The following is a 22,913-nucleotide window of genomic DNA, read 5'->3' as shown; positions in this document are numbered from 1 at the left end:
ATAAATGTAAATCAAACAATATTTTTACATATATCCTATAAAATTTATATAAAATACATTCTTATAACATTGATCCTTATGATTAACTTTTCCACAAATGGACATAATTATTTACAACAAAAACAATAGGGAGGTTTAAAAATTGAATAAAGTAATGCTTATAGGAAGACTCACTAGAGATTCTAAACTCATAAAATTACAAAATAGCTCAAGAGGTGCTGTAAAATTCACATTAGCTGTGAACAGAAGCTTTGCAAAGGATAAAGAAAACAATGCAGATTTCATTGATATAGCCTACTGGAGCGATCATCCTGATAAAATGTATTCATATCTTACTAAAGGAAAATTGGTAGGTTTAAGCGGAAAAATAACCACTGGAAACTATACTGATAATAATAATGAAAAAAAATATTTCACCATGGTTCAAGCAGATACAATTAGATTTTTAGAAAGTAAAAAAGATAAGGCTGTGTAGAAAAAATTAGTAACTAATTAAACTTTTTCAGAGGACAGTGGATGAAAACTCGCCTTCATTGTCCTCTGTCCTCTAAAAAATGCTTCGCATTTTTTATTTTACGAATTGAAGTTTATACAATACTAGTTATTACTAAACTTATACTTTTTACTAAATCTATTTCGTAAGGTTCTACATCTTTCTTAGTTTCACTATTATAAATAACTCTAATCACAGGCCTGTCTGGGAAATTTTCATTTTGTCTTACTACATACCCTTCCACACCATCAGACAATTTTACACAGCATCCAAGTGGGTATACTGAAAATGATTTTTTAAATATTTTCACTATATCTTTATCAAAAATAGTGCCACTGCCTGCTAATATCAATTCATAAGCATCATTAGGCGTAAATGATTTTTTATACTCCCTACTATTAGTTATAGTATCGTAAACATCACTTATAGTAATTATACGTGCAAATTTTGATATAGAGTTTCCTTCCATTCCATAAGGATATCCTTTACCATCCATTCTCTCATGATGCTGTTGAACAGCCTTTACTATGGTATCTGATATTCTCAAATTCTTTTTTAAAATAGTTGCTCCCAAATAAGGATGTTCCTTAAATTGTTTTAATTCTTCTTCTGTAAAATTTCCTTCCTTATTTACTATATTTTTAGGTAGTGCAATTTTTCCAATATCATGAAGAATAGCTGCAACGCCTAATTCTTTAATAGAATTTGAATCCAGCTTCATGGCAGTACCTATAAAAGTAGACATAATACATACATCTATACTGTGTACATAAGTAACATTGCTGTAAGTTTGAATATCATACAAACTCTGATTTACATCTGCATCTCTTTGTATATAACTTATAAGATCTTCTACAACTTTTATATATTCATTCATCACTCTTTTATCTGATACCATAGATGTATTTTTCATTATCCTGGACATATTTTCTAGAGTTGTTTGTTTTAAACGGCTTATTTTTTCATCTTCTACATTAACATCTGACAATCTTTCATCCTCAACATATACATAGAAAATTCCCATTTCTAACATTTTTCTTACATAACTACCATTTAATTTCGAACCTGCTTTAAGCAATATTCTACCATCATTTGTAAATATATTTTTTCCTAATATTTCATCACCATTAAGTTTATTAATAGGTTGTAATTTCATTTAATTCACTCCTAAGTTTAAATTATAATCAATTGAATAATACGCTAGCTCGTCTAAAATTCTAATCTTATTTGAAATTTACAGTACATTTCTTCAAAATACTTACAAACAAACCTCTTACTAATTTGTACTATTAATTATATTATACACAATTTGCATATAAATTTCATCTATACATAAAGCATAAGTTGAACAAACTCCTTTAAATCCAACAAATGTTTTTCAATTATTTGTTTCACTATTTCTAAATTTACAGCTTGATAATCATGAACGGCTATGTTTCTAAATCCTACCATAGCCTTTAAATTTTTCATAAGTTTTTCATCTATAATGTTGTTACTATAAAGCACTTCGAAAGCATCCCTACTGTTTTGAGGAATTCCAAGTTTTTTCTCAGAAACAATGTGCATTGCTAAATCTATAGAAGCTTCACAAGCTCTTTGTATATTTAAAATTATAGAATCCTGTTTTGTATAATTTTTTAAGTTCTCAAATTTATTTTCATACTCTTCATTTATCCTCTTTATGCATCTTTCTATAACTGATATTTTATTCAGTATAACATCTTTACTCATATATATGCCCCCTCTGCTTTATACTATTTAAAATTATCTCTCTTTCCTCATTTAATAAAGCATAATCTTTAAACACATACATTTCAAAATACATTCTTCTTGTATCATCTGAACAATATATTGTCTTTCCTTTTCCTACTACTTGTGCCTTAAATACTGTAGATGCTTCTTTTAAATTAATCAAATCTACATCCTTTTTTAGAATATCTGCTAATTCTTGTGCTAGCATAAAAACTTCATATTCAGTAATTTTTTTATCACTTATAAAAGCAATATCTATATCACTATCTTCTCTAAAGCTTCCATTTACACTTGAACCAAATAAATATATTAAATAAGGATTTACATTTTTAATAAGAAAATCATTTATTTTATCTGCATAATCTTTATTTAAATTCATTAAAATCACCTAATTTCTATATTAATGACTTAATAACTCAACCTTCACAATTTAAAAATTTTATGTGCAAAAGTTGAGTTATTACTCCTAAGCTCTTATTATATATATTTTACCATAATTTCTTTTTATTTAATCAAAAAGAAACTATAAAATGCTAATCTTATAGTTTCCAAAACTTGCTTATTTATTTTATAATTTTTAAGCTTGCTATATTTTCCATATTCCTAGCTGTTACTTTCTCAACTATAACTAAATCTTTTCTCATATCTTCAACTTTTCCTGAAAGTTTGATCATATCATTACTTAACTTATCATGCTCAGCCTTATTAATATTAGCCTTATCCTCAAGTATTCTGAGGATAGCACCATGTTCTTTCTGCTGTATTTTTATGAGTTCAATATCACTTTTCATTCCACCAATATCGCTTTTTACTCCATTAATATCATTCTTCATTCCGCTAATATCAGTTTTCATTTCTTTAATATCGTCATTTATATATTTTAATTTTTCGTCAAGTAAATTACCTAATGCTTTTAATAATTCGTTCTCCATATTACACCACCTTACATCTGATATATATCACAAGTTTAACATTTCATTTTTGAAAATTCAACATATAAATTCATATCCTTATTAAGATATTAAAACTATGAACGATATAACATTTAAGTAATATATTTCATGATGAGAAATATTTTTCTTTAACGGAGGTAATTATGAATTCAATTATATTAGAAAATGAAATAAGTAAATTTTCCATGAGAACTAATAATAATTATTACATTAATGATATGAACTCTACTTCAAATACAATTGAAAAATCAACAACAGACACTGATATTCTTGCAAAATCTGATAACTGCGAAATATCTGATGATGCAAAAATACAATATGCTTATATGACAGAAATAAAAAACTCAAATAATTCTATAAGTAGTTCATCTGATATAAAACATTCTGAAAATACTACAGATACATTTATATCTAAAGATAGTGTAGACCCTTCATTTATTGAAAATTATACTTTAAAATATGCACAAATGCGAAAAAAAATTTCACAAGAATCTAATGATAATGAAATTGATAAAAAATTAAAATCATTAGATAAAGCCTATTATGATGCTGTTAACGATGCTGCTAAAAATCTATCTTTGGATTTTGAAAAATTTTTTAACTATTCCTATAATGAATGGCCTTATGATAAATCAGATGTTGCCAGCAAAAATTTTGATGCAGAAAGCTTTAAAAATAACGTAATATCATTAGCTAATACTGCTTTATCTGTAGTAAATCAGGCTTTTAAAGATAATAACCTTGATAACTTACAAGCTAATATTGAAAATAAACTTTCTAATGTAAAATCAGGAATAACTATTAAAGAAATGAACTATAATGATATAAAAGAAGTAGATAACTTTTTAAAAAACTTACCTAATTTTAAAAATCACAGGCAAGAGAATTTTGATGATGGTACTTATAAACCTGTTCCTGGTAATTGGTCTACAACAGATGCAGCAAATGCTATAAATGATGCATATAAAATAGCTAATGATTTTATTAATTCAGGCAAAGCATCTACTTCTACAAGTGAAAGTGTATATAGCACTGTTTTAAAAAACATAGATGCATATCACAAAGGTTTTGCCTTTGAATTTCAATCTGATGAAAATCAAGGATCCATTAATAAAGATAATAAATACTATGAATTATTAAAAGAAGAATATGAAAAGTACGAAAAAAAATTAGAAGAAGCTAGAAAAAAATCACACATGAAAATGGTACTTGTATATCTTAAGATGCTTAGTGATATTACAGATAGTTTAAATGAAGTCAGGGACAAATTAAAAGACGATATATATAAGAAAAATAGCTTATCAAGTAACCCTAATAGCGTAGTGAACACTGATGCTTATAAAGGAATAACTAATGGTGAAAATTTCAAAGAAAGTGAAGCTTTAAAAAACATAAAATAAATCAGTATAGACAGTAGATAGTTGTTAAAAAGCTAAACTACTGTCTATTTAAACTAAATAAATTCAATTGCTCTAATTTAATTGTGCTTTAATTCTTTTTAAAGCTGGTTCGTATTTTCCACACATTCTGTAGTATTGTAAAGCCTTGTCTTTAACGCCAAGTACATCATATATAACACCTATATTATAGTAAGCAGAAAAGCTAGTAACTCCTTCCACTTTTCCACATGGAAATTTTGTACATTTTAAAAAGCTTTGCACAGCTTTTTCAAACATAGCATTATTCATATATACTAATCCCATAACAAATTGGAAATCTGGATTATTTGTATAAATTTCTGAAGCATTCTCAATAATTAAAGCATCAGAATATCTTCTAGAATTAATCAGAGAATAGCCATAGGTTTCTACAAGATCTGATACATATTCTAAATAATAATTTAATTCAAAGGTTAATGCTTTTTCAAAATATAAATCAGCAGTTTTATAATCTTTTAACATATAATAGGATTTTCCCAATTGATAATAAAGGTACGGATCTTCAGGATTTAAACTTACAGCAGACTTTAACATATCAATATTCCTTTTAATTTTGTTAGTTCTATTTAAAACTTCTTTTGTATAACCTATATGATCTGCTGTTATATCTAACTGTTCTGTTTCATAATTCTGTCCATCTTTAGAAATTATCTGTTCATGTATTATCCCTTCGTAATAAAAATTATTTTTATTAAAAAGCCTATTAACCCATTCTGTATATTTCTTACTTTCAAAGGAATCTTCCATTATGTTTATCCTCTTTATTCTTCCAACCTTATTCTCATTTAAAGTATTATTAATAAATTCATCTATAGAATATCTAAAAAAATCAGTAACAACTTCATCTGCATCTAAAATCAATATCCATTCACCAGATGCTTTTGATATAGAATAATTTCTAGCCTTTGAAAAATCATTACACCACTGAAAATCATATATATTATCTGTAAATTCTGATGCAATTTTCTTTGTATTATCTGTAGATCCTGTGTCTACAATAATTATTTCATCTACAAATGATACTACTTTAGAAAGGCAGTTTTTTAAACTCTTTTCCTCATTTTTAACTATCATACATAAGCTTAAAATATTTTTTTTACCAGTTTCCATTCTTTTATTCTACTCCTTAATAGTATTTTTACAACAATCTCCGCACAATCAATTGACATTAAACCAGTACCTAAAAAAACAGAAGCTAATAAGAGCACTATTACCTCTTATTGCTTCTATTTAATTAAAATAACTCTGTATATCTCAAAATTAACCTAACTACTATACTCTTATATCTAAATTTTGTCCTAAATTGGGATTGGCTGACTTTTCAAGCATATCTATCATATTCTGAGCATTTTCTTTACCTGTATTCATTGCCATTTTCATTAATGAAATGCTTGCTTGGTCTATAACATTTGATTGGCTCATTGCTATTGATAAGGCTGCTATATCCATAAAAATACCTCCTACTACTTACTCTTTATTTTAATTTAGGCATATATAAAAGAAATTATGCCTACACGCTTATTACAAATATCGTTGATTAAATAATAAATTGAAGAGTTTTTCTGTATATTTTTATTTGTGCATTACAAAATTAATCTATTTAGCAATAAACCTCTACTACACTTTTCCCTGTATCTTTTAATTTAACTTCCTCTACTTTTCCTGTTTCTCCATTAGTTTTCCTAAAATCAAATATTAAAAGGTATCCTTTATCTAATCCATATTGATTTAAATATTCTCCTAGTTGAAGCAATCCTTTTTTATGATATTCTTCGCCTCTCCATATTTTAAGTTCTAGTATATAAATTTTTTTATTATAAGTTATGACTATATCAAACCTTTTTTCTTCTCCCCCCTGTACTTCTTTAAAAGCAAATCCTGTTCCATTTATTATAGGACTTATAAAAGCTAAAAAGAGTAATCTTCCATCATTCTCCAGAAAGGCTTCTCTTTTTTCTGAATACTCATGTTTCATAAATTCTTGAAACTTTATAAGTATTTTCCTTATGTCTAAACTTCCATCTGCCATTATAAATTTTGATTTTTCATTGTAAAAGCTTAAACTATTAGTGGATGTTTCTATTAGAGAACTCATATAGTCATATATTATTTGCTCATATATTCTGTTATTTATTTTTAAGTTATTATTTTCATTTTTAAATATACCATAAAGCATTCCTATGTTTATAATTGGATTATTCACATTATAATTAATTCTATTTCCATCTATTATTAAACTCTTCACCATTTCTTTTAACTTACTGTTGTTTTCTATGTTTTTTATCAAGCTTTCGAAATTTGTATTATTATCTCGTAAAATCTTTTTTACGCCTTCATCCATATATTCTTTTTTCCACTGCAAGTCATCTTCTGGCATAATTTTTTCATCTATTATCTTACATAATTTACTTACGAGGAAAGGATACCCTGAAGTGTAAAAATAAAGCATTTCTGAAAAATATACCTTATCTAGCTTTACTTTCTTATTCCCTATGTAATCATCCAGCATAGTTCCTATTTCATCTTTTGAGAAACTCATATCTACATCAAAATCTGAAGCTATATTCCAGGGGCTGTTATACTTATGTTCCTCATCAGGTCTTACCTTTAATTTTAAACTTCTTACATCGTGTACTCCTGCCAATATTACACTGTGAAAAGTAATATCCATTCCTTCATTTCTAAGTAAATACTTATTTCTAAGCATTCCTAAAAAACTTAAAAATAATTGATTATTACTACTCTTATCTACTTCATCTATCATTAAAACTATCTTCTTATTTGCCTTTATAACTAATTTAGTTATAACATTTGATAAATTATTTAAATTTTCAACTTTGCTTTCTTGCTCTTCTAAAAATACTGCTAATTTTTCATCATTCAAGAAAAGATTTCTTCCCATTATTTGCAAAAAAACTTTTGAAAAACTATTTTCTCTTTCAAAAATAGCATCTCCTATACCTTCAAAGCTTATTTTTATAGGTAAATAATTTTCATAATTTTCAAGTTTTCTATTTAGTAAAAATAAAGTTGTAGTCTTTCCATACTGTCTTGGCTTATTTATTACAAAATATTTTCCTTTTTCAACTAATTTAATTATTTTATCTATTTTATTCAATGTATCAACCATATAGTGCATTTCTGGTATACAAGTTCCTGTAACATTAAATTCCTTTTCCATAAAACTCACACCCCTTATGCTATATATTTTACCATATTCACTTTTATTTAAACACAAATAAACTGCAGAACCTTAGTTCTGCAGTTTCTGAAATTTACATACAAAGATCTTTTAGTCACTACCACTTACCTATTCATATCTACTTTCTTCATCCAATGCATTGACTTGAGATTCAAGATATTTTACTTTTTTATTTAACTCTATTCTTTCGTTTATACCTATATCATTTGAGGCATTTTCAGCAATTTCTTTCATCTCATACAGCTTTCTTTCTATAATATCAAGCATCTTTAATCTATATTTTACCCATTCCAATTTTTCTTGAAGTTGTTGAAAATATTTTTCTTTTTCATATGACATTATATCAACTCTTTTTAATTTAATCATTACATGTATCTCAATCTTCGTGAAATCTTTTATCATTGCTTAACATAAAATATTAAGTTTGTTCCATGCCTAATTCACTACCTTGAAACTTATTTTAACAGCTTGGTACCCTTTATCCACTGTTCAGTCTCTTCTATACCTTGCTCCAGTGTATATTCAGGTTCCCAGTTTATAAGTTGCTTCGCTTTATTATAATTACATTTAAGCTTCATAATTTCACTCTGTGGATGAATGTGCTTTACATGATTTACTTTAACTCTATCCTTTGTAATAATTTCAGCCAATTCATTTATTGTAACATCTCTTCCAGTTCCAGCATTTATTATATTGCCATTCACATTTTGTGAATATCCAGACATAACTACAAATCTTGCACAATCTTTAACATAGAGAAGATCCCTTGTCTGCTCACCAGAACCGTATATATTAATATCTCTGCCATGTATTGAATTATTTATAAATATAGCTACAACTCCACCTTCTCCACCTGTTTTCTGGAAAGGTCCATATGTGTTAAAAGGTCTTATAACTACAGTTGGAAGCTTATATGCATTGTAATATGAAAGTACCATATTTTCTGCTGCTATTTTACTACCTCCATAAGGTGATACAGGCTTTACTGGATGTTTTTCATCTATTCCAGCTTCTGCAGCTACATCATAAACCATACAAGTGCTCATAAATACAACTTTACATGGATATGTATCCTCTTCTGAATCTAAAACCCATCCATCTCCGTCCATCCTTCCATTTTTTCCAAACATCTGAATTTTAGCTTTTTCAAGTATATTAAAAGTACCTATTGTATCATTATAAAAAGTAGTTCTTGGATCATCGATACTATCCTGAACATTTATGGATGCTGCTAAATGATAAACTATATCAAACTTTTCTCTAAAAATTTCATCCAATACAGCTTCATCTTTTATATCGCCTTTTATAAATTTAAAATTCTTGTTTCCTTGAAATTCTTCTATATTTTCAATTCTTCCATTAGACAAATTATCTAATGCCACTATTTGATGCCCATCTTCCAATAATCTTTTTACTACCCAACGTCCTATAAAACCGGCTCCTCCAGTTACTAATATGTTCATATTTTCTACTCCTTTTCCCATATATAATAAAGTTTTAACTATTCTCAATCAAAATTTTTGCGATTCTTTCAGCACCTTTACCATCTACTAAATTTCTTTCCTTTTCACTAATAATTCTTCTTGTTTCATAATTATCTGCCAAAGCATTTATACTATTTACAAGCATACCCTGATTTATCTTATCATACCAACCTAAATTTTTTATGATACCCATTCTATCAAGTTTTTTAGCAATTCCTTCCTGATTGTCAGCTATGATTATTCCTATAGTTGGAACACCACAAGCAGATAATTCATATAAAGTACTTCCACAAGCTGATATTGCCACATCACATTTTTGCATTATTTTGGACATATCCGCATTATAATAGAAATTTATATTGGATCCATTAAATCTCTCTGTAAAATCAGCACTTTCAAAAGAAGGTCCTATTATTATATGAAAATTATATTGTAAAGCTCTCACATAAGACACTAATTTTTCTGTTATCCTATAAGGATCTGCTCCACCTACAGTAATCATTATATCAGAAACCTTTTCCTTTATATACTTCTTAGGAACATTTATAAATTCTTCCCTAAGTAATAAATATCTTGTTCCCAAAAGCAGCTTAGTATCTTTATTTACCCTGTAATTAAAATCTTCTGCATCTGAATTCTGATTTATCAAAAAATCCACATTAAAATAATATAAATTCATATCATCAATATAAGATGTTTTAGAAAAACTAGATTTTAAAATATTAAAATATTCTTCATTTACATCATAACTATCTGTAATCAAAATATCTGCATTAATGTTTCTTAAATCTTGAATCAAATTATTTTCTCTTACAAATTTAACTTTAAATCCCTCATTTAATACTTTTTCTATACCCTTTATATATTTACTATTTGTACCCATTTCTAACTTTTTTGAAATGCTTTCAAAATATTTTTCTTCTATTCTGCATATATAGAAAACTTCATTATTCTTATACCCTTTTAACTCATTTGCTAAAACTAAAGTTCTCATTATATGTCCCATACCTATGCTGGAGCCACCATCTGCTCGAATTGCTATTTTCATATATACTCATCACTTCCCTACAAGCTAAACTAATCCTTCATCCTTAAGTATTTTTCTAACCTCTTCCTTAGTTATAGCAACAGCATCTGAAGAATTATAGCTTCCTACCTCTGCTTTTCTAAATTCTTTGTAAAAGTTTTTAACATTTTCTGCATATATGGAAGGCATTACTGCATACATATCTCCTATATCATAAGCAAACTCTGATTCTTCCACAGTCATAAGCTCTTCAAACTTTCTCTCACCTGGCCTAAGTCCTATAGTTTTTATATCTATATTTTTAAAGCTTACATTTAAACTTTTACAGCTTTCTTCTATAACTACTTCTGCTAAATCTTTAAGTTTTATAACAGGCATCTTTAACACAAAAGCTTCTCCACCATAAGCCTTCTCCCCTGCTGTCATAATAAGCTGTACTGCTTGGCTTAAACTCATCATAAATCGTGTCATCTCAGGATCTGTGAGAGTAATGCAATTAGATTCTTTTATTTGTTTCTTAAAAAGTGGAATTACAGAACCACGTGATCCCATTACATTTCCAAATCTAACAGCAACAAACCTTGTCTTTACATTTCCTTTATTAAAATTAGCTCCTTGGACTAATTTTTCTGCTAAAAGCTTTGTAGCTCCATAAGTATTTGTTGGATTTATAGCTTTATCTGAACTTGTAAAAACAACTGAATCTACATTGTTATAGATAGCTGCTTTTATCACATTTTCCATACCTTCCACATTAGTTTTAATAGCTTCTGTCGGATTATATTCACAGGAGGGCACATGCTTCATAGCTGCTAAATTAAATACTACGTCAATTCCAGCCATAGCTCTCTCCACTCTTTCATAATTTCTAACATCACCAATTAAAAACCTAAATAATTTATTATCATCAATTTCTTTTTCCATAAGAAATTGTTTATATTCATCTCTGCTAAAAATTCTTATAACTTCTGATTTCTGTTTTATTAACTCATTTACAAGACCTCTTCCAATAGTTCCTGTTCCACCTATAATAAGAATTTTTTTTCCTGTATAGTAACCCATTTTATCATCATCCTTTAATTTTTTCTATGTAATCTTTAACTTTTTTGATAATCATGATATCTAATATTGAACTAGGACTTTTGCCATAAACTTTTTTATATTTATTACATAATCATCCTTCGGGAATGCTACTTGATTCACTCTTGCTTTTAATGTATCTTTAAAAGCATACTCTAATTGGTATTCTTTGCTTTCAGAATAGAATTCTTCTAAACTTTTTTGTTGGTCTATTAGATACAAAACATTGATGACAGTTTCTAGATTTATAATATGTTGCATTATAAATATTTAAGACTTTTTTAGTATCCTGAGTTTTTGAATTGCAGATTGGACATCTGCTAAATTATTCTAGTTTATTTTTAAATATATTACTTCGTGTATCTTTAACATATTTTATCTCTAGTCCAAAATCAGAAGTACTCTTTTTTTTAACCTTCTATATCTATTTTTTACCATAATCAATTTGAACTTCAAAACATTGCTTTGTGTCAAAATATTCATGTATCCATTTTTATACACTTTAATTCTTAATTTCAAGATTACCAATTCTTTACTATTCCATATTACACATCTTCTTTCTCTCTTTATATTATAATTATTAACTACGTTCATTTTTAGTTCAATTTATAATTTACTACACTCTATTTATCAAATTCCTCTTGTAGTAAAGATAATATATATGAGTTCCACCATTTACCATCATGAAAATAATTTTGTCTTAATTCACCATCTTTTTTAAACAAAAACTTACTATATAGCTCCATCTTTTTATTATCAAATTCATAGATTTCTGTCCATATCTTATTTAATCCAATTTCATTAAAACCGTAATCAAAAAGTAATTTGCAACTTTCTTCAGCATAACCTTCATTATCAATATAAGTATTATTCCAACCTATATAAAGTGATAAATCTGCAAATCTATTTACCCAATTTATGTAGCAAAATCCACAGCACCCAAGTAATTCATCATCTGAAATTCTTTTTATTGAAAACATTAAAGTTGTGGGGTCATTCAATACTTTACCTTCAAACCACTTTTCTTGCATATTAGAATTTATTTCCCTATATTCTCTAAAATATTTTCTAAAATCTTCTCTATTTCTCCATTTCATCAATTGTGGCAGATCTTCTTTTTCTAAAGCAGCAAGATAAACTTTTTCACCTTTTATCATTTTACTTTATATCCTCCCATTTTATATAGTTATCCTTCTTTACATCTTTTACTAATGTTTTACCTACTATTTTTTCTATTTCATAAGGTGGTATCCCATCTTCTTTAATTGGTCTTACCGGAAAAAAGTCTTCTTTTTTCAAAACTCTACCTAACTTCATATCTGCTGTAAAATATAGAGATCTTCGCTGAACCATAACTGTTTCTTTTTCATTTTCTTCTATTTTTTTTATTCCATCTCCAAGAGAATACCATAATTCCATAGCTCTATCTACCATATCTCTCCATACTTCTGGATTCATTGAAAATTTATGGTCAGGCCCTGTTCTATTATTATCATCTGTAAAATGTTTTTCTATAACACATGCACCTAAAGCTATAGATCCAAGTACCGTAACATATCCATGAGTATGATCTGATAAACCTAAAACTGCATTTGGAAACATCTCTTTATATTTTTTTAATACATTTAGGTTTACATACTTATAGTTTTCACTACTTGCTGTATAATTGGTATTACATTGCATAATAACTATATTTTTATTTATACTTTGGATAACTTTCATAGCTCTTTCAACATCTTTCATACTAGAAGCACCTGTAGCAAGTATAACAGGTTTACTTTTACTTGCTATATATGCAAGTACTTCCGTCCATGTTATGTCTCCTGAACCTATTTTAAAAGCGTTAACATAAGGATTAACTAAATCTACTGATTCAAAATCATAAGGACTTGTCATATATTCAATTCCAACTTCATCACACTTCTCTTTAAGTTTTCCTGTCCAATCCTTAGGTACGCTTGCATCCTTATAAACTTCATAAACGGACTTTTTCCATGAAGATTGGTGAGATAATTGTTTTCCGATGGATTCAAATTCATTTCTACTTACTATTTTTTCAGCTTTAAAATTCTGAAACTTAGCAGCATCTGCACCTGATTCCTTTGCTAACTCTATAAGTTTAAAGGCCCTTTTTATATCACCATCATGATTGGAAGCTATATCTGCTATAAAATAAGGTTTTTCTCCTTCTCCTATAAATCTATTCCCTATCCTAATTTTATTCATATGTCATCACTCCTTTAGATTAATATAATCCATATACAATTGATTTAATCCATCTTCAAGCGTAATAGTGAAATCAATTAAACCTTTAAGCTTAGTTATATTTAAAGTTGTATTTTTAGGTCTTCTAGCGCTAAAATTTATGCTATCTACAGAACTTTCATCTATAAGTTCATTATTTAAGCCAAACTTTTGTGCAATTCTTATTAAAAATTCATATTTATTAATAAAATTTTCACAACCTGTATGTATTATGCCTTTATAATCTATTTGAATCAGCTTCATTACTATTTTCCCAAGTTGGCCTGTATATATTGGATTAAAATATACATCATTAAATCCTGAAATTTTATTTTCGCTTTTTAAATTCTTTAATGCCCATTCTACAAGTGAACTACCATAAGGTTTATGAAAACCATATATGTTAGTTCTTATTATAATAGCATTCTTATTTTGTAGTAAAGCAAAATTTTCTCCTTCAAATTTGCTAAAGGCATAGTAGTTCAAAGGATTAGCTTTATCATCTTCCTTATAATTACCTGTTTCACCATTAAAAATAGAATCTGTAGATATATATATAAATTTTGTTTTTTCTGATTTATAACTGGACAAAATTTTTGTAGACTCAGAATTTAATTTATATGCATAATTTTTATCTTTTTCACATCCATCTACATTTACATTAGCTGCACAATGAATTATTATTTCTGGATTTATGTATTTTAGAATATTATTAAGTTCTTCAAAATCAGTGATATCGCATACAAAATAATGGTCATCTTTCAAATTTATATCATTACTCCTATTTATACCAAATACTTCAAAGTTATCATTTTTCGAGAAAAGTGAAGTTAAATCTTTACCTAACATTCCATTAGATCCAGTAATCAAAATTTTTTTACAATAACTCATAATTAAATTGTTTTCCTCCTATTCACCAAGTTCCTTTTGCCTTACATCCTCATTAATCTTGGAAATTTCCGGATTATCTAATACAAATTTTAATATATCCTCAAAATAAAAAAAACTTTTTTCATTATACAAATTATTATATATTATTTCAATAAGTTTTAGATCTTCTTCTGTATCCAATGTCCATCTATATCTAGAATAGTCATTATTATTTTCATAATTTACAAAACTAAACTTATCAGGATTTAAATATATGTATGGTGTAACATGTTCTCTTTCATAAGGTTTGCATCCTTCATTAAAACATCTTTCTAATGCTTCAAATGTAAAAATTTCTACATCTAATCCTCTAGGATAAGTCATTTTTATTTTGTTACTTAAATAATCTATATTTTCCTTATTTCTTAATTCAATAAATTTTCTAACCATAGAATCAATTATTTGTGGATCTATTAAAGGACAATCTGATGTAACTCTTATGACAACATCTGCTTTATTTTCCTTAGCAGCATAATAATATCTAGATAATACATCATCTTGAGATCCTCTAAAACATGTAACTGAGGCTTCCCTGGCAATTTCAACTATAATATCATCTTGATCTAATGTTGTAGTAGCAACTACTATTATATTTATAGTATTAGACTTTTTTAATCTATTTATATCATGTTCTAAAACAGTCTTACCACATATTTTTCTTAATACTTTACCAGGTAACCTTGTTGATCCTGTTCTCGCTTGCATTATACATACAATATTCATAAACTTACTCTCCTTATAGAAATTATTAATATACTTGTTTTATCGTATAAAATAAATAAAAACTTAGAAAAAATCATTCTAAGTTTTTTTATTTATCACTTTTAATATAACCTCTTTATAAATTAAAAATTATAATTCTAAATATTTGCTTCCCAAAATAGCTGAATCTGTAGTTAAACAAGGTATGTTCTTTATAATAGGGAATATTGTAGAACAATCTTCACAGAAATAATTTCCATCACTTTTTATTAATTCCTTTTTGCAAATAGGACAAGACCAATTTGCATTTGATGATACATTTTCATTGTTTTTTTTAATTATTGTAATAGCAGCTTGATTATTATATGTTCCTATTCCAAATAATTTATGTTCTACTACATTTAGTTTAGATTTATAAATAACATCAATCAAATTTGTACAATAAGCATGCTCAATCATATGTTTCTTTGTTTCTTCATTACCTAAATCATATGCTGGTTCAATAAGAATCAACCATTTATTAGCTACCCTATATAATTCATTTACAGCTTCTTCTGCTCTATCAGTATTAGGCTCTATACAATGTGATGTAAAAACAATATCAAAAGCATTATCCGCAAATGGCAGTTTAAACATATCAGCCATGCCAAGTGAAATATTTTTTATTTCCTGTTCTTTTATAAAAATATTACCATATCCTATCCTTGAAAATGATATATCAATTCCTTTAACATTTATTTCTTGATTATTCAAATTTTTTACTACATCACATAAAGTAGTCGCTTCTCCAACACCAACTTCTAAAACATTAGAATATTTTAATTGATTAAAAACATCAGCTATTGCACTACCATATTCTTGTTGAAACTTTTTTGCTTCTATAGATACTTTTTTACCATCTTTATGCATGTTGTGTAAAATAGAGTTATAATAATTATCCCTATAACTTCCTGACTGTAAATCATAAGAATATAAAATTGATTCATAATTATTTGAAGTAGTATTGCTTATTCTTCGAAAATATTCCATAATGTTACTTCCGTTTTTATACATTTCTTTTAAATTGTCCATAGCTCTTTTACCACCTTCATAATTAATTAATTAATTAATCCCATTTTAAAAAATAGAACAACAATTTCATATACAATTTGTAAAATTTATCGTTGTTCTATACTTATATAATATAATTACATTTATTTAATATAATATTTATTTCTTTATATAAACTTTCTAACGTAACTTTGATTTCATAAATTATTAAATCACTTATATAAACTCTATCTTCAATTTTAAATGCTTCTGATAAATTTTTAATTTCTTCAGAAAGCTTTTTTTTTATTATAATGCAGTTATCTATACCATGATACAATTTTTTATTGTCACACAACATTTCTAATATTCTTGTTATCGACTCTAATCCCTCAAAAAAATCTGCAAATTTTCCCCACAGATCTTTACTAAATCCTAAATATATATCATCTACCAATAATTCCAATTTAGGCAACATTCTTTCTAAATAGATTACAGTTGATTTCAAATAATCATCAATAATTTCTTTAGGCGTTTTTAAAACAATTTCTATTATATCGATAATATTCAAATTATCTGTAATATACTTATTATAATCATTTTCAATATCTATTCCATTTACTTTTATTCCACTCAAACACAATCCCATTTCATTAATTTTTTTATTTATTTTTTCAAAAGCCTCTTCTATCTGAGATTGTTCATTTTTAATTTCAATGATATCATTAAAAACTTTAATTCTCATAAATTTCTCCCTTTAAATGTTTCTTCTTTGAAACAATATATTCTAACGCTTTATTATACTCTTCAATAATTACTTGTGAACTTTCTTTTATCATATACATAAGATTTAATTGTAATTCATAATTTCTTTTCACATTTTCTTTACTTAAAGTGTTTCCTATTTTTTTTACATTAATAATTGTCTGCACAATTATTTGTTTAAAATACAATTTTGTTGCACTTTTTGAATTTAGTACTTTTTGAATAACACTATCACCTGATTGCATATTTAAAACTATTTTCTCTAACATTTTATCTGTACATTTTTCGAAATTATAATTTTTTGCAATATCCATTAATTTTTTGTAATGCTTGGATGAAATTTTTTTAATGCTTTCTAAATCTTTAATCTCACTCTTTATACTTTGGATTAAAGTATCATACTTATTTATTTTTTCAAGCTTTGTAATGTTAACATCCTTTAAATAATCTCCAATCTTATTCTCAAAAGTACTATTACAATATTTTTTAATTGCATTTCTCAATGTCATTACCTTACTACTATCTATATATGCTCCGCCTTCTGTAGCATCTATTACTTCGATGTGTGGCGATATTATTATTTGGTATTCAAACCAATTTTTAAACATTTGATATATCCAATTAGACCTAATAGAATTTCCATTATAATCTTTCATATACACCGTATCAATACCCATATTCTTTTCATCATTTTCTCCTTGATATTCAGTATGAGTAATATCACTATGAATCTTTCCATCTGTATAAGCTAAATCTTGTCCTATTAATATAATAGGGTTACATCCTGCTTCTTTTGCAACTGCAAATGCAACTGTTGCACAAGACTGTCCTTGATCTACGTGTTCAATATTATCAAAATGGCTAGCCCACCAACCTTCTTCTCCTTCTCTATTTTTAGACATAATGATAGTTTTTCCTTTATACTCTTCAAAAATTTGTGGCCATAATACAGTAGGTCCCAGAAGAACAATATCATTATCTATATTCTTATCTTTATAATAAAACTCATATGTTTCTTTAAGCCTTTCAATACTTGCAACTGCATCAGGTTTAACATCATTTAATTCACATGCTCTTAAACTTGCATCACAAGATATAATAAAAGCTTTACCCTCTGCTTCTTTTAAATATTTTATATTTTTTTGAAGTGAAGGTCCAGAGGATACAATTATAGCTGGTTTATTTTTATATTTATCTTTTAATTCATTAATACTATTTGTTCTCATAAAAGCATCAATATTTTTATAATTATTTCTAAATCCATCAAGCATATCATCTAAAGAGTTACCAAAAGAAACAATATAAGTGCTTAATCTTCTTCGTATTTCTTTCATTACATCCGTATTCTTATCATTATATATGTAATAATTAGGTAAGGTTACATATTGAATATTTCCTGCCATATTGTAAAAGTTCGAACTGACTTGACATAGAATTTGTCTTTTAATTTGTAATTCATCACCAAATATTAAGAAAAATTGCGGAGTATCAAAAATACTTGCTAACTCTATATTACCTAATGTATACTTTAATACATCTGTATTATATTCTACAACAAAAACTCTAGTATCTTTTGATATATTTTCTTTAAGTTTTAGCAAATGATAACCAAGACCTATACCAAAAACTATTATTATGCTGTCTTTAGTAAAATCAATATTTTTAGTTAATCTTTCCACTTCTTTCATAGGGTCATATTTACTATGCAATAAATACTTTTTTGAATTATTTTCAAAATAAATTATAGAAAATTTAGAGTTACCTTTTTCTTCTGATATATTATTAATATCTGAAAAATCAATATTATATAAATCAATAACACTATAGTTATATTTTGAAATAGAAGAAATATTTTTTTGCAATATATCCTTATTCAAATTTTCACCTCATTTTAAAGTATCTTAATAAACAAATAGGCTGATCATTTCCTGATCAGCCCTTAGTTTGTACTAAACTTAACTAACTTATACTATCTTAACAATTGTAATACTTGCTCTGGTTGTGATTTAGCTTGTGCAAGCATAGCTTGTGCAGCCTGAGTTAAGATGTTATTCTTAGAGTAAGTTGTCATTTCATTAGCCATATCTACATCTCTAACTCTTGATTCTGAAGCTTGTAAGTTTTCACTTGAAGTATTCAAGTTGTTTATTGTGTGCTCCAATCTATTTTGGAAAGCACCAAGTTTTGATCTTTCAGTTGAAACTCTCTCAATTGCGTTATTTATAAGTGTAACTGCGCCTGAAGCTTTAGCTTGTGAAGTAACATCTAATGCTGTTCCATCTGTTTTTTGAAGGCCTAAAGCTTTAGATGACATATCACCTATGCCTATTCCTAATTCCTGACCTGCATTAGCTCCTATTTGTGCTCTAGCTTGTTTTGAAGAATCAGTCTCTGCAGCCTCAAATGCTTTAACAGAAATTGTTATAGTATCTCCACTTCTTATGTCTTTTCCACTAGTCATATTAAGTTTAATTGTATTTGTACCATCAGAAATTACTAAGTCACCATTAGCAGTAAACGTAACTTTAGATGCATCAATGTTACCTAATACAGTAGTAATTGATATACCACCAGCAGTATTTGCTGAGAATGTAGCACCTGTTGATACAGTTTTTACAAAGTTAATTCTAATAACATCTGTTTTTGCGAATACACTAAGATTAGTTGATGTATTACTAAGCTTAACATTACCATTAGCAAATGTTACATCTGATTTTTGAACAGCTTTTTGGAAATCAGATACACCTTTTAAATCTCCGTTTAATAACTTCTTAGTATTAAATTCAGTAGTATTAGCTATTCTGTTTACTTCTTGAGTTAATTGTTTGATTTCATCCTGGATAGATGTTCTATCTGTTGAAGTATTTGTATCATTTGCTGATTGAACTGCAAGTTCTCTCATTCTTTGAAGGATGCTGTGAGTTTCATTTAAAGCACCTTCAGCTGTTTGGATAAGTGATATAGAATCTTGTCCATTTCTTGAAGCTTGGTCAAAACCTCTGATCTGTCCTCTCATTTTTTCAGAGATTGCTAGTCCTGCAGCATCATCTCCTGCTCTGTTTATTCTTAAACCTGAGCTTAATTTTTCCATTGATTTTCCTGCTGCATTTGTGTTCATTGCCATGTTTCTATGAGCGTTCATTGCGTTCATGTTGTGATTAATTATCATAATAAATTCCTCCTTGATTTTTAAAGTGCACTTCCTTGTACACTGTTTTTTATTTATAGTTAAGCCCTTTGAGCCTACTAACTAGATTAATTGATCTTTAGCTTGTCTTATTTTTTGTCTTCTACTTTAATTATCGTAGTTATTTTTGTCTACTTTAGTGTTTTTTTATTTCTTTTTGTTTTAATATTTGTATTAGTTTTATCGTTACTTTTTAATATTACTTTACTGTTTTTTTATTTTTTTATATTTTCTTACTAAATATCTTAGCGCCATATCCTCTTCTATTATACATATTACTTGCATTTTTGTTTTTTGCTAATCTATTAATCTGTTGTTTTACTTTATCTCTTTTCTCAATCATCAAATCATTTAGTTTTTTATGATAAACTAACAACTCTAATTCTTGTGAAACTCTATAAAACTCTTCTTTAGTATAATTTGAATTACTAAGTTCATCTAAAATTTGCTGTCTTTTATTAAAAAAATACTCTAACGAATCATAATCTTCTTTCTCAAGGCATTCTATAAGTTCTATAGTACACTCTCTATATTCTCTTAAACCCTTTTCCAGTTCATTTTCCATATGCTATTCTCCATTCTATTGGCCTAAAAGTGAAGAAAGTTGAGATTGTTGGGAATTCAATGTTTCCATAGCCGTTTCAAGTTTTGAGAATTTCTGATAATATGCTTCCTGTTTATCCTTAAATTTATCAGTAAGAGTTTTTATAACATTAGTTTGCTGATATATTTGATCCTTTAAAGTTCCAGTTCCTGCTGAACCTAACATGCTAAAATCATCTTGTAAATTAGCATATTTTGTCAATATTCCTTTAGTATCCGTACTAAATCCAATGCCTGGAAGCCCTACGTTATTTGTTAAAGCATCTTGTATTCTATTCATTATGCCTTCTTCTTTGTAAGTTGTATCATAATAATTCTTATCTCCTATTTTAGCAGTGCTTGTTGGAGATTTTAAGAATAAACTCATTACATCTGCTCCATTATTTCGTAATGCATCCTTGAAATTTTGCTCACCATTGTCTAATCTAAATTCTAACTGTCCAGGTTTTGTGACGTCATCCGATAAATCCAACCCTAAATTTTTACTACCAAAATTCATAGCTGATCCGTTTACAGGTGTATAAAATACACCTCTTAAATCGGAAAGTAAGTTTTGAAGTCTATCATCATTTCTGAGTATTCCTACCTTAGCCTTATCATTCCATGTCTGTATATCTGAATCTTTCATTGCACTTTTTTGTGCATCTGTAAGTGGTGGATAGTCCGAACTCTTCTTTTCTGTAAGCTTTGTATATATTTTATTTACCAAAGCATTATATTTATCTTTAAATGCCACTATTCTATCAAAAACTTTATCTACATTGGCAGTTACTGTTAAATTAGTTGTATTATTAGCAGGATCATCACTAGTTAATCTGTAATTAATATTATTCATAGTAAAATTATTGGAGCTTTCTGTTACAGTTGTTGCTGTTCCTCCAGGTGCAGTTATTGTTACATTTGCATCTTTACCCTGATCACTTGAACCTAATGTTAACTTTAATGCTGAAGATAACGCTGGAGTTGTATCTGAACTTCCTGAGTTTGAGTAATTTGTTATAACACTAATAGATGTAGAACTTCCTGTAGCTTTAGTCTGTAGTTTAAACGCTCCTGTAACCTCATCTAATGAAGCTGTAACGTCCCCTCCAGTTTTCTGACTTATAGCTGCAGCTAAGTCTGCTATAGTTTTATCTCCTTTTGTATTATCTAAAGTAACAGTTTTGTTAGTTCCATTATAATTAAGATTTAGAGTTAAACTTGTATTTAAATTTGAACCTAAATCTGTCAACTTCGTTGATGATGTTGTTGATATTATAGTATTTCCACTTAATGCTGAAAGGTCATTTATAGTAGTACCAGTAATTTTAACATTAGTACTTGTTAAAGAATTAAATTTAATATAATCCCCAGTGCTATCTGAAACAACTGATGCTGACAACTTACCACTCAAGCTAGAGTCTGCAGTTATCTTGCCATTAATATAACTAGCTAAACTTGCAGCTGTTGTTCCTGAAAATCCTGACATATCTATAGGATTTGCACTTGCATCAAGTGTTATGGATTTACCTGCCCCCCCCCCCATCCAGCAATATCATTAATTTTCACTTGACTATTTAAGGTTTGCCCTCTCACACTAGCTGCCTTTGCCAATTGGTTAACCTTAACAATATAAGTTCCCTCTACTGCTCCAGAGTTTGCTGTAGCTGTAGCTACAGCAGGTGTAGAGCTACTAATGTCAAATGATGAATAGTTAGACGCTCTTGTCAAACTATCCGCACTTGTTGAACTAAAATAAGTATTTTGCAAATCCTTTAAGTCTTTTATAATGTCTAAATAAGCATCATTTCTCCATTGATTTATCTGTTGAGTTTGATTAGCCTTATCTATTGCTGTCTGCTCAGGTGTCAACATTTTTTTTACCGTAGCATCTACATCAAGACCTGAAGCCATACCTGTTATTCTTAATCTACTTCCTCCACCTGCTCCAGTTGTGCCGGAATAAGCAGTACTTACATCACTCATATTTATACCTCCCTATTTTTAGAATATAAATAACATTTTTATATTTTATATCTTATTT

25 protein-coding genes are annotated in these 22,913 nt (G+C 27.6%); 2 read left to right on the top strand and 23 right to left on the bottom strand.

Annotation, left to right across the window (positions count from 1 at the left end):
* Positions 1 to 142: 142 nt before the first annotated feature.
* Complete coding sequence (locus tag Ccar_RS25150) at positions 143 to 475, top strand: single-stranded DNA-binding protein (RefSeq protein ID WP_007064785.1); 333 nt, start codon at positions 143 to 145, stop codon at positions 473 to 475.
* A gap of 112 nt (positions 476 to 587) precedes the next feature.
* Here Ccar_RS25150 and Ccar_RS25145 read toward each other — a convergent pair whose 3' ends face one another.
* The 4 genes from Ccar_RS25145 to Ccar_RS25130 form a co-directional block, all read right to left on the bottom strand.
* Complete coding sequence (locus Ccar_RS25145; protein ID WP_007059567.1) at positions 588 to 1,649, bottom strand: HD-GYP domain-containing protein; 1,062 nt, start codon at positions 1,647 to 1,649, stop codon at positions 588 to 590.
* Between the two features lie 170 nt (positions 1,650 to 1,819).
* Entirely contained in the window at positions 1,820 to 2,224 is a 405-nt protein-coding gene (gene hepT, locus Ccar_RS25140) for a type VII toxin-antitoxin system HepT family RNase toxin (RefSeq protein ID WP_007059568.1), read from the bottom strand.
* On the bottom strand, positions 2,217 to 2,624 hold the full coding sequence (gene mntA / locus Ccar_RS25135; RefSeq protein WP_007064786.1) for a type VII toxin-antitoxin system MntA family adenylyltransferase antitoxin: 408 nt from the start codon (positions 2,622 to 2,624) through the stop codon (positions 2,217 to 2,219). The genes hepT and mntA overlap by 8 nt, the downstream gene beginning before the upstream one ends.
* Before the next feature lie 184 nt (positions 2,625 to 2,808).
* Entirely contained in the window at positions 2,809 to 3,177 is a 369-nt protein-coding gene (locus Ccar_RS25130) for a hypothetical protein (protein ID WP_007059570.1), read from the bottom strand.
* Between the two features lie 164 nt (positions 3,178 to 3,341).
* Between Ccar_RS25130 and Ccar_RS25125 the strand changes: the two genes are divergently transcribed.
* The gene (locus Ccar_RS25125; RefSeq protein ID WP_007059571.1) at positions 3,342 to 4,598 is read left to right on the top strand and encodes a hypothetical protein; all 1,257 of its coding nucleotides are present in this window, start codon (positions 3,342 to 3,344) and stop codon (positions 4,596 to 4,598) included.
* A gap of 72 nt (positions 4,599 to 4,670) precedes the next feature.
* Here Ccar_RS25125 and Ccar_RS25120 read toward each other — a convergent pair whose 3' ends face one another.
* The 19 genes from Ccar_RS25120 to Ccar_RS25035 form a co-directional block, all read right to left on the bottom strand.
* The gene (locus Ccar_RS25120; protein ID WP_007059572.1) at positions 4,671 to 5,747 is read right to left on the bottom strand and encodes a glycosyltransferase; all 1,077 of its coding nucleotides are present in this window, start codon (positions 5,745 to 5,747) and stop codon (positions 4,671 to 4,673) included.
* Positions 5,748 to 5,909: 162 nt separating this feature from the next.
* Positions 5,910 to 6,086 carry a YjfB family protein gene (locus Ccar_RS26595; RefSeq protein WP_007059574.1) on the bottom strand — a complete coding sequence of 59 codons (177 nt, stop codon included), beginning with the start codon at positions 6,084 to 6,086 and terminating at the stop codon, positions 5,910 to 5,912.
* A 151-nt stretch (positions 6,087 to 6,237) separates the two neighbouring features.
* Entirely contained in the window at positions 6,238 to 7,818 is a 1,581-nt protein-coding gene (locus Ccar_RS25115; protein WP_007059575.1) for a P-loop NTPase family protein, read from the bottom strand.
* 129 nt (positions 7,819 to 7,947) lie between these two features.
* On the bottom strand, positions 7,948 to 8,205 hold the full coding sequence (locus tag Ccar_RS25110) for a hypothetical protein (protein WP_007059576.1): 258 nt from the start codon (positions 8,203 to 8,205) through the stop codon (positions 7,948 to 7,950).
* Positions 8,206 to 8,294: 89 nt separating this feature from the next.
* Positions 8,295 to 9,302: a dTDP-glucose 4,6-dehydratase gene (locus tag Ccar_RS25105; protein ID WP_007059577.1), complete on the bottom strand. Its 1,008-nt coding sequence runs from the start codon at positions 9,300 to 9,302 to the stop codon at positions 8,295 to 8,297.
* Positions 9,303 to 9,336: 34 nt separating this feature from the next.
* Entirely contained in the window at positions 9,337 to 10,371 is a 1,035-nt protein-coding gene (gene pseG / locus Ccar_RS25100; protein WP_007059578.1) for a UDP-2,4-diacetamido-2,4,6-trideoxy-beta-L-altropyranose hydrolase, read from the bottom strand.
* A 24-nt stretch (positions 10,372 to 10,395) separates the two neighbouring features.
* Positions 10,396 to 11,412, bottom strand: a complete 1,017-nt coding sequence (locus Ccar_RS25095; protein WP_007059579.1) for an SDR family NAD(P)-dependent oxidoreductase — start codon at positions 11,410 to 11,412, stop codon at positions 10,396 to 10,398.
* Positions 11,413 to 11,472: 60 nt separating this feature from the next.
* Positions 11,473 to 11,691 (bottom strand): hypothetical protein, encoded by a 219-nt coding sequence (locus Ccar_RS25090; protein ID WP_007059580.1) that lies wholly within the window; start codon positions 11,689 to 11,691, stop codon positions 11,473 to 11,475.
* 362 nt (positions 11,692 to 12,053) lie between these two features.
* A complete protein-coding gene (locus tag Ccar_RS25085; protein ID WP_007059581.1) occupies positions 12,054 to 12,587 on the bottom strand; it encodes a GNAT family N-acetyltransferase in 534 nt (177 codons plus the stop codon).
* Between the two features lies 1 nt (position 12,588).
* Positions 12,589 to 13,656, bottom strand: a complete 1,068-nt coding sequence (locus Ccar_RS25080) for an N-acetylneuraminate synthase family protein (RefSeq protein WP_007059582.1) — start codon at positions 13,654 to 13,656, stop codon at positions 12,589 to 12,591.
* 6 nt (positions 13,657 to 13,662) lie between these two features.
* The gene (locus Ccar_RS25075) at positions 13,663 to 14,565 is read right to left on the bottom strand and encodes a dTDP-4-dehydrorhamnose reductase family protein (RefSeq protein ID WP_007059583.1); all 903 of its coding nucleotides are present in this window, start codon (positions 14,563 to 14,565) and stop codon (positions 13,663 to 13,665) included.
* An 18-nt stretch (positions 14,566 to 14,583) separates the two neighbouring features.
* Positions 14,584 to 15,327, bottom strand: coding sequence for a cytidylyltransferase domain-containing protein (locus tag Ccar_RS25070; protein WP_007059584.1), 744 nt, complete (start codon positions 15,325 to 15,327; stop codon positions 14,584 to 14,586).
* A 129-nt stretch (positions 15,328 to 15,456) separates the two neighbouring features.
* Positions 15,457 to 16,377 (bottom strand): class I SAM-dependent methyltransferase, encoded by a 921-nt coding sequence (locus Ccar_RS25065; protein WP_007059585.1) that lies wholly within the window; start codon positions 16,375 to 16,377, stop codon positions 15,457 to 15,459.
* A gap of 103 nt (positions 16,378 to 16,480) precedes the next feature.
* Positions 16,481 to 17,080, bottom strand: coding sequence for a hypothetical protein (locus Ccar_RS25060; RefSeq protein ID WP_007064791.1), 600 nt, complete (start codon positions 17,078 to 17,080; stop codon positions 16,481 to 16,483).
* Positions 17,070 to 18,977 carry a motility associated factor glycosyltransferase family protein gene (locus Ccar_RS25055; RefSeq protein ID WP_007059587.1) on the bottom strand — a complete coding sequence of 636 codons (1,908 nt, stop codon included), beginning with the start codon at positions 18,975 to 18,977 and terminating at the stop codon, positions 17,070 to 17,072. The genes Ccar_RS25060 and Ccar_RS25055 overlap by 11 nt, the downstream gene beginning before the upstream one ends.
* Before the next feature lie 92 nt (positions 18,978 to 19,069).
* Entirely contained in the window at positions 19,070 to 20,269 is a 1,200-nt protein-coding gene (locus Ccar_RS25050) for a flagellin N-terminal helical domain-containing protein (protein WP_007059588.1), read from the bottom strand.
* Positions 20,270 to 20,510: 241 nt separating this feature from the next.
* A complete protein-coding gene (gene fliT, locus Ccar_RS25045; RefSeq protein ID WP_007064792.1) occupies positions 20,511 to 20,852 on the bottom strand; it encodes a flagellar protein FliT in 342 nt (113 codons plus the stop codon).
* Positions 20,853 to 20,867: 15 nt separating this feature from the next.
* Positions 20,868 to 22,415: a flagellar filament capping protein FliD gene (gene fliD, locus Ccar_RS25040; RefSeq protein WP_007059590.1), complete on the bottom strand. Its 1,548-nt coding sequence runs from the start codon at positions 22,413 to 22,415 to the stop codon at positions 20,868 to 20,870.
* Positions 22,388 to 22,855, bottom strand: a complete 468-nt coding sequence (locus Ccar_RS25035; protein ID WP_007059591.1) for a flagellar cap protein FliD N-terminal domain-containing protein — start codon at positions 22,853 to 22,855, stop codon at positions 22,388 to 22,390. Before Ccar_RS25035 ends, fliD begins: the two co-directional genes overlap by 28 nt.
* Between the last annotated feature and the right edge of the window lie 58 nt (positions 22,856 to 22,913).

It is taken from the genome of Clostridium carboxidivorans P7 (assembly GCF_001038625.1).
Classification (GTDB): Bacteria; Bacillota; Clostridia; order Clostridiales; family Clostridiaceae; genus Clostridium_AM; species Clostridium_AM carboxidivorans.
The sequence above is the reverse complement of the archived record's forward strand: the minus strand, read 5'-3'. Positions and strand labels throughout refer to the sequence as shown.

Bases quoted from the DNA above. Each gene is read 5' to 3' on its own strand.
- Ccar_RS25115 (WP_007059575.1), bottom strand. From the start codon at position 7,818: ATGGAAAAGGAATTTAATGTTACAGGAACTTGTATACCAGAAATGCAC.
- Ccar_RS25090 (WP_007059580.1), bottom strand. From the start codon at position 11,691: ATGCAACATATTATAAATCTAGAAACTGTCATCAATGTTTTGTATCTA.
- Ccar_RS25060 (WP_007064791.1), bottom strand. From the start codon at position 17,080: ATGAGAATTAAAGTTTTTAATGATATCATTGAAATTAAAAATGAACAA.
- Ccar_RS25050 (WP_007059588.1), bottom strand. From the start codon at position 20,269: ATGATAATTAATCACAACATGAACGCAATGAACGCTCATAGAAACATG.
- Ccar_RS25070 (WP_007059584.1), bottom strand. From the start codon at position 15,327: ATGAATATTGTATGTATAATGCAAGCGAGAACAGGATCAACAAGGTTA.
- fliT (WP_007064792.1), bottom strand. From the start codon at position 20,852: ATGGAAAATGAACTGGAAAAGGGTTTAAGAGAATATAGAGAGTGTACT.
- fliD (WP_007059590.1), bottom strand. From the start codon at position 22,415: ATGGGGGGGGGGGCAGGTAAATCCATAACACTTGATGCAAGTGCAAAT.
- Ccar_RS25105 (WP_007059577.1), bottom strand. From the start codon at position 9,302: ATGAACATATTAGTAACTGGAGGAGCCGGTTTTATAGGACGTTGGGTA.
- Ccar_RS25145 (WP_007059567.1), bottom strand. From the start codon at position 1,649: ATGAAATTACAACCTATTAATAAACTTAATGGTGATGAAATATTAGGA.
- Ccar_RS25095 (WP_007059579.1), bottom strand. From the start codon at position 11,412: ATGGGTTACTATACAGGAAAAAAAATTCTTATTATAGGTGGAACAGGA.
- Ccar_RS25080 (WP_007059582.1), bottom strand. From the start codon at position 13,656: ATGAATAAAATTAGGATAGGGAATAGATTTATAGGAGAAGGAGAAAAA.
- pseG (WP_007059578.1), bottom strand. From the start codon at position 10,371: ATGAAAATAGCAATTCGAGCAGATGGTGGCTCCAGCATAGGTATGGGA.
- hepT (WP_007059568.1), bottom strand. From the start codon at position 2,224: ATGAGTAAAGATGTTATACTGAATAAAATATCAGTTATAGAAAGATGC.
- mntA (WP_007064786.1), bottom strand. From the start codon at position 2,624: ATGAATTTAAATAAAGATTATGCAGATAAAATAAATGATTTTCTTATT.
- Ccar_RS25035 (WP_007059591.1), bottom strand. From the start codon at position 22,855: ATGAGTGATGTAAGTACTGCTTATTCCGGCACAACTGGAGCAGGTGGA.
- Ccar_RS25075 (WP_007059583.1), bottom strand. From the start codon at position 14,565: ATGAGTTATTGTAAAAAAATTTTGATTACTGGATCTAATGGAATGTTA.
- Ccar_RS25085 (WP_007059581.1), bottom strand. From the start codon at position 12,587: ATGATAAAAGGTGAAAAAGTTTATCTTGCTGCTTTAGAAAAAGAAGAT.
- Ccar_RS25065 (WP_007059585.1), bottom strand. From the start codon at position 16,377: ATGGACAATTTAAAAGAAATGTATAAAAACGGAAGTAACATTATGGAA.
- Ccar_RS26595 (WP_007059574.1), bottom strand. From the start codon at position 6,086: ATGGATATAGCAGCCTTATCAATAGCAATGAGCCAATCAAATGTTATA.
- Ccar_RS25125 (WP_007059571.1), top strand. From the start codon at position 3,342: ATGAATTCAATTATATTAGAAAATGAAATAAGTAAATTTTCCATGAGA.
- Ccar_RS25110 (WP_007059576.1), bottom strand. From the start codon at position 8,205: ATGATTAAATTAAAAAGAGTTGATATAATGTCATATGAAAAAGAAAAA.
- Ccar_RS25130 (WP_007059570.1), bottom strand. From the start codon at position 3,177: ATGGAGAACGAATTATTAAAAGCATTAGGTAATTTACTTGACGAAAAA.
- Ccar_RS25120 (WP_007059572.1), bottom strand. From the start codon at position 5,747: ATGGAAACTGGTAAAAAAAATATTTTAAGCTTATGTATGATAGTTAAA.